We start from the raw sequence: 2,296 nt of genomic DNA, 5'->3' as shown, positions 1-2,296 counted from the left end.
CCGCCCTTTTAACATATCAACCTAATAAATAAAACTATTTTAACATTGCCTTTCATTGGTTAATACATAGTTTAGTTAATTACTGGTCAAACGGTTCAAATATATATCTTAATTGAATTACCGTAAAGTATATAGTCCGGTTCAATCCGCCATAGGATATTATTCTTGATCCTACATTTAATCCCGGCTGCTTTTAATCTGCACTTTTCCTGAATAAGCCATTCCATTGGTATTCCAGAAATACCTTTAATCGAAGTTTTAGTAAGTTGTTTCCATTTCCCTGTATATATCTTCTGCTTTTCTAAATCAATAGCTTTAAATATAATTGCGCTCATAATTCTACCTCATTTTAATATTCTTAATAAGAAATCGCTTTCCCCACCACTTACTATTTAATAATGGCAATATAAAAGGTTTATCGCCTCTTAGTTTTGGCATAAAATTTCTGTGATAAAAATACCATATTGGATTTTGAATATGCCAATAAAACCAGTTCTTCACTTAAGCCTCAATTCATAAATATGTAACTTATATCGACTAAACAACAATCTAAATAAAGGTCTGAATCCGAAATAATTATACCATTTTTGCCAGATAGTATGTGATTCATGTTTTACTACTCTAAATCCACAATACTCAGCAAGCCACTCAAATCTATCAGGATCAATTTCATGCCAATGATTATATGACCACGTTGGAGTCCATGAACGATGGGGACAGGTGATAAAAATACGGGTACTTTTGTTAGATAAAAGTGTTATATCTAAAAAAACTTTTTGTGGATCAATAAACGATTCTATGTAATCAAATACCCAAATAGAATCTATGGTCGGAAAAGCCAAAACAAATGTACAAGACAATCTCCCTGCAAGATTTTGATATAATGGATACAACCTGTTCCCAAATGGTTTTACGGACAAATTTTCAATATCCATAAACTTAACTAAATGCTTAAAATACTGTTTCTTAATGTGATTCCAGGGATTTGTAGAATGTACCGTAAAATCCAATTTCTTGTTTTCAAATCTCATTTTATATCCCCCGTGTTAGGTCTGGCACAAAAACAACCCTAAAAGATTCTGCTTCTAATGATTTTGATACCATTATATCGTTTAGGTGATATTCATAAATCGTTCCCCCTTCAATTTTTCTCTTATACACATCATAATTACAAGATTTACCAATATAAATAGCATTTATTTTATTGTTTGATTCATCAACAAAGTTACAATCACATGCAACCAACAACATCACACAAATGCCTAAAACTATCTGTTCTAAAGTTTTTTTCTTCATATCATACTCCTTATATTTAAACTATTATAATTTTATATCTCTCTGTGAAGTGCAGATCCCACACAAACCATAGTAATTACATAGTTCATGCTGATTGCTGAATTTATATTCTGAAATATGTTTACCATTTATTTTTCTTAACATTAGTCCGGTACATAGATAAACCGTTAAATCCGGTGCAATACAATCCATATCAGATTTACACATTACTGTTTTAAAATTCTCTTTAATTTTATTATATTCAGTTGGAATTATAGCGTCCAATACCTCAATAAATACTCCACGTTTTACAAATGCTGCCCTAATATTTTTGTAAGAAATTTCAGGTATATTAATTACATGTAAACTTGGATTTAAGTGTTTTGGTATTTTTTTATAATCTTCACAAAATTCAGCAATATCTCTTTTTTCATCCAATGGGTGATAAGATACATTGAAAGCAATATTACTCATTTTACAATGAATTTCTTTTAAAATATGGATTCTTTCTTTAGGTAAATTAGTATAAAGAACTATATTGTGCTTGTATAATGTATTAAGTAATTGAACTATGTGACCATAATATAATGGTTCTCCGCCATTTATATCTATATGATGAAAATTATACATCCTATTAAGCCATGAAACCCACTCCACAGCACTAACCCAATCGAATTTTGGTAATTTATCTACATAAAATTTATTCTGGCAAAAATAACAATTCATATTACAAATTATGTTTGGATAAATATGAATATGCTGTTTACCATGTAAATTAATTGGTTCACCTATAACATGTTTTTTTTTACGATACCCATAAAATATTGATTTAATATCCCATTTCAATACAGATAATTCCGGCATTCGCTTCTTAAAATAAAACTTAATTCTAAATCCCAGATTCATTTTTTCCTCCATATAGACAATATTTTACCGTCTTTTCCCACTGTATAATATATGGATGCTGCATCATCCCAAGATTGATACTTATATACATATTTATCCCATTTTTCATTAGACT

Annotated in this window: 4 protein-coding genes; all 4 read right to left on the bottom strand. The window is 29.4% G+C overall.

The genetic code is table 11. The features are described 5' to 3' along the window. Nucleotides 1-95: 95 nt before the first annotated feature. The 4 genes from KKG99_06315 to KKG99_06300 all read right to left on the bottom strand — a co-directional run bounded on the left by KKG99_06315 (nt 96) and on the right by KKG99_06300 (nt 2,193). Nucleotides 96-335, bottom strand: coding sequence for a hypothetical protein (locus tag KKG99_06315; GenBank protein ID MBU1012599.1), 240 nt, complete (start codon nt 333-335; stop codon nt 96-98). A gap of 162 nt (nt 336-497) precedes the next feature. Next, a complete protein-coding gene (locus KKG99_06310; GenBank protein MBU1012598.1) occupies nt 498-1,031 on the bottom strand; it encodes a hypothetical protein in 534 nt (177 codons plus the stop codon). Between the two features lies 1 nt (nt 1,032). Next, nucleotides 1,033-1,296, bottom strand: a complete 264-nt coding sequence (locus tag KKG99_06305; protein ID MBU1012597.1) for a hypothetical protein — start codon at nt 1,294-1,296, stop codon at nt 1,033-1,035. A gap of 24 nt (nt 1,297-1,320) precedes the next feature. After that, nucleotides 1,321-2,193 (bottom strand): radical SAM protein, encoded by an 873-nt coding sequence (locus KKG99_06300; GenBank protein ID MBU1012596.1) that lies wholly within the window; start codon nt 2,191-2,193, stop codon nt 1,321-1,323. Nucleotides 2,194-2,296 lie beyond the last annotated feature (103 nt).

The sequence above is a fragment of the Bacteroidota bacterium genome, assembly GCA_018816945.1.
Classification (GTDB): Bacteria; Bacteroidota; Bacteroidia; order Bacteroidales.
The sequence above is the reverse complement of the archived record's forward strand: the minus strand, read 5'-3'. Positions and strand labels throughout refer to the sequence as shown.

Excerpts from the sequence above, each read along its gene's own strand:
- KKG99_06315 (MBU1012599.1), bottom strand. The coding sequence starts at position 335 with ATGAGCGCAATTATATTTAAAGCTATTGATTTAGAAAAGCAGAAGATA.
- KKG99_06310 (MBU1012598.1), bottom strand. The coding sequence starts at position 1,031 with ATGAGATTTGAAAACAAGAAATTGGATTTTACGGTACATTCTACAAAT.
- KKG99_06305 (MBU1012597.1), bottom strand. The coding sequence starts at position 1,296 with ATGAAGAAAAAAACTTTAGAACAGATAGTTTTAGGCATTTGTGTGATG.
- KKG99_06300 (MBU1012596.1), bottom strand. The coding sequence starts at position 2,193 with ATGGAGGAAAAAATGAATCTGGGATTTAGAATTAAGTTTTATTTTAAG.